Annotated in this window: 4 protein-coding genes; all 4 read right to left on the minus strand. The window is 64.1% G+C overall.

Features of this window, described 5'->3' with window-relative positions; translation table 11 throughout:
• Positions 1-39 precede the first annotated feature (39 nt).
• The 4 genes from BRAS3809_RS21755 to tnpA are packed head-to-tail and all read right to left on the minus strand — an operon-like array spanning position 40 to position 3,024.
• Positions 40-642: a plasmid pRiA4b ORF-3 family protein gene (locus BRAS3809_RS21755; protein WP_008964188.1), complete on the minus strand. Its 603-nt coding sequence runs from the start codon at positions 640-642 to the stop codon at positions 40-42.
• The gene (gene tnpC, locus BRAS3809_RS21760) at positions 639-2,204 is read right to left on the minus strand and encodes an IS66 family transposase (RefSeq protein ID WP_008964189.1); all 1,566 of its coding nucleotides are present in this window, start codon (positions 2,202-2,204) and stop codon (positions 639-641) included. The genes BRAS3809_RS21755 and tnpC overlap by 4 nt, the downstream gene beginning before the upstream one ends.
• A 50-nt stretch (positions 2,205-2,254) precedes the next feature.
• A complete protein-coding gene (gene tnpB / locus BRAS3809_RS21765) occupies positions 2,255-2,608 on the minus strand; it encodes an IS66 family insertion sequence element accessory protein TnpB (RefSeq protein WP_035657528.1) in 354 nt (117 codons plus the stop codon).
• A complete protein-coding gene (tnpA, locus tag BRAS3809_RS35060) occupies positions 2,602-3,024 on the minus strand; it encodes an IS66-like element accessory protein TnpA (RefSeq protein ID WP_083839144.1) in 423 nt (140 codons plus the stop codon). The genes tnpB and tnpA overlap by 7 nt, the downstream gene beginning before the upstream one ends.
• Positions 3,025-3,116 lie beyond the last annotated feature (92 nt).

Genomic DNA, 3,116 nt, shown 5'->3' on the forward strand with positions numbered 1-3,116 from the left:
AAGCGTAGCTCTGCGGCCCTCTCGATCGACGCTTGACGTCTATTTGAGCCGCGTGACGCGGCGTCGCGGTTTCCAGCTTTCGGTCAGGGTGTTGACGGCGGCCTCGAGCGCCTTCCGGTCGATGGTGTTGGGATCGAACTGCTCTGGACCCCATAGTTGCATGTGTCCGTGCTCTGGATGGGACGGGTCGCCGAGGGCATCGAGGTATTCTGCATAGCCGGACGGACCGCCGACGTCTTCCGGAGGACAGCGGCCGGTGGCCTCGAGCAGGAGAGGAAGTTCTTCGGTCGATGCGTCGTCGAACCATTTTTCGAGCTTGATCACATGGTACCAGCCGTCGCCGAAGTCATAGAGATAGTGGATCGTCTTGGTGCCCGTCTCGCGAACGATATCGACGAGCCGCGCCCTGCGAGCATCGATGGGCTCGGGATCAAAATCGCCATCGGGATCAGGGATGCCCCAGCGTCCGTCGCCAGCCAGGAACTCGAAGAGGTGACTGTTCGTCCAGCCAAACGCCGCCTGAAGCGTCAGATGCAGCCGATCGAGACGCAGAGTGACAGGTACGACGAGACGACGCGTCACCTCCGGCTTCACCTCCTTGAGGGTCACCTTGATGCGGACAGCGGTCGTGTTCAGGCTCATGCCGCCAGCCTCGGCTCCTGGGCCTGCATCGTGTAGGTCGACGCCCACGGCAGCAGTTCGTCCAGTCGCGACGCCTGCCAGCCATTGACGAGCTTGGTGAGGACGTCGCCAAGCCAAGACTCGGCGCTGACGCAGTTGAGCTTGCACGTCTCGATGAGCGAAGCCAGCAAGGCCCAATTCTCGGCACCTTCGTCGCACCCGGCGAACAAGGCGTTCTTGGCATTGAGCTTGATCGGCCGCATCGCGCGCTCGACCGCATTGGTATCCATCTCGATGCGCCCGTCATCGAGGTAGAGCGTCAAGCCGTCCCAATGGCGCAGCGCATACCGCAAAGCTTTTGCCGTCTCACTCTTCTGCGCGAGGTGATCGAGCTTGGCCTCGAACCACTGCTTCAAGGCTGAGGCCAGCGGCCGGGCATGAGCCTGCCGGCCTGCGCGGCGCTCGGCATCAGATCGACCGCGGAGGGCTTTCTCGACCGCGTAGAGTTGGGCGATGCGCTCGAGAGCCTCCCGAGCAACCGGAGCCGGCGCCGGCGAAGCCTCGCGCTCGATCTTCACAAACTGGCGCCGCAGATGCGACCAGCAGAAGGCAAGCGTGCTGGACAGCGCGTCCGCACGCGTCTCCCGGGTCATGGTCTTGTAGGCCTCATAACCATCGCAGTGGATGATGCCGCGGTAGTCTCCGAGCAGTCTCAAGCCATGAACCGCGCCGCGGCCCGGTGCATAGGCATAGACCACCCCAGGCGGATCAGGTCCCGCCCAAGGCCTGTCATCGCGCGACAGCGCCCAGAAGTAGCCCGTCTTGGTCCGGCCGCGCCCGGGATCCAGCACCGGTGCCGGGGTCTCATCGACACAGAGCTTCGGAGAGGCAAGGAGAAGCTCGCGCAGGCGATGCCACAGTGGCTTCAGCTCCTGGGCGGCGTAGCCGACCCAGAAGGCGAGCGTGGAACGGTCGAGCGCTATGCCGTGGGTCGCCAGCATCTGCGCCTGGCGGTACAGCGGCAAATGCCAGTGATACTTTGCGTCAATGACATGCGCGACCAGCCGCTCGGTCGGCAGCCCTCCCTTGATCAATCGTTCCGGCGCGGCGTGCTGAAGGACGACGCCATGGCAGGCGCGGCAGGCCAGCTTGGGCCGGCGGGTGACGATGACACGATACTGCGCCGGTACGACGTCAAGCCTCTGGCTCTCGTCGTGACCGATCTCGAAGAGATTGCCTTCGCAGGACGGGCAACAGGTTGCAGCGGGCATCAAGGTCTCGACGATGCGCGGCAAATGCGCCGGCAACTGACCGCGATTGGCCCTGCGCGCGGCAGCTCTCCTCTCGCAGGTTTTGGGATTGGCGCGATCCTCGGCAGCTTCGAGAGCTGCGACGGCCTGATCGATATCCTCCAGAACAAGCTGGAGCTGATCCGCGTCCAGTTTTTCCGAGGAGCGACCGAACTGCGCATCCTTCGCAAGCTTAAGCAGCCGCTCGAGCCGGGCGCAGCGATCCAGCAGAGCCGCGGCAAAGGCTCGCAGCTCGGCCGGATCGTTCGGCAGCTCATCAGGCAAATCACGCATTGCCCGAAGACTGCCATGCTTCGCGCGCCGATGCAGCGACGATTTCTATCTTATGCAAGTGGTTTCGGCTGCAGGAGTCGAGGCGCATGCATGCGCGTCCAATCCATGCCGGCCAGAAGCGCAGCCAACTGCGCGCCGTTCATCCGCATGACACCGTCCACTACCGGGGGCCACTTGAAGGCGCTGCCCTCGAGCCGCTTCCAATACAGGACAAGGCCACTGCCGTCCCAGACGACGATCTTCACCCGATCGGCGCGCTTCGCACGGAAGACCACCGCCACGCCCTTCATCGGATCGTGGCCCAGCGTCTCCTTCGCCAGCAGGGCTAGGCCATCCGCACCCTTCCGGAAGTCGACCGGTCGGGTCGCAACATAGATCATGAGGCCCGCAGGCGCCGTCAGCATGAACACGTCCGGCGCAATGCCACAAACACGTCGCTCAGCACGGAAAGACCAGGCGCTCCGCGCACCTCCACCCGTGCCCCCAGGAGCTCAATCGTAACGAAGCCAGCCTCCGCCGATCCGGAAGGCTCCGGAGCCGCCGGTGGCGACGCTTCCGACACCAAAGGCACGAACGACAAAATCTCCGCCGAAGCCGGCAGTACCAATTGGCCCAATCGCGCCCGGCGCCGCCAGTCATGCACCTGCTGGGGACGGCAGCCGTGGCGGCGTGCGACATCCGTGACAACCGCGCCTGGCTCGAGACTCTCCGCGGCGATCTGCGCTTTCAAATCCTCCGGCCAGCGCTTCCGACCCGCGCCAGCATACACTTCGATACGAGGCGGCAGCGGTCGTCTCATGTCGTCCGAATGGTCGTCCATTGTGAGCACCCCTTCTAGAAGATGAGACTCTTCTAGCGATGCTCACAAAATGGCGCACAGGCAATCTCAAGGGCCTCGGCGCTACGCTTACG

Source organism: Bradyrhizobium sp. STM 3809 (assembly GCF_000239795.1).
Classification (GTDB): Bacteria; Pseudomonadota; Alphaproteobacteria; order Rhizobiales; family Xanthobacteraceae; genus Bradyrhizobium.

Excerpts from the sequence above, each read along its gene's own strand:
- BRAS3809_RS21755 (WP_008964188.1), bottom strand. The coding sequence starts at position 642 with ATGAGCCTGAACACGACCGCTGTCCGCATCAAGGTGACCCTCAAGGAG.
- tnpC (WP_008964189.1), bottom strand. The coding sequence starts at position 2,204 with ATGCGTGATTTGCCTGATGAGCTGCCGAACGATCCGGCCGAGCTGCGA.
- tnpB (WP_035657528.1), bottom strand. The coding sequence starts at position 2,608 with ATGCTGACGGCGCCTGCGGGCCTCATGATCTATGTTGCGACCCGACCG.
- tnpA (WP_083839144.1), bottom strand. The coding sequence starts at position 3,024 with ATGGACGACCATTCGGACGACATGAGACGACCGCTGCCGCCTCGTATC.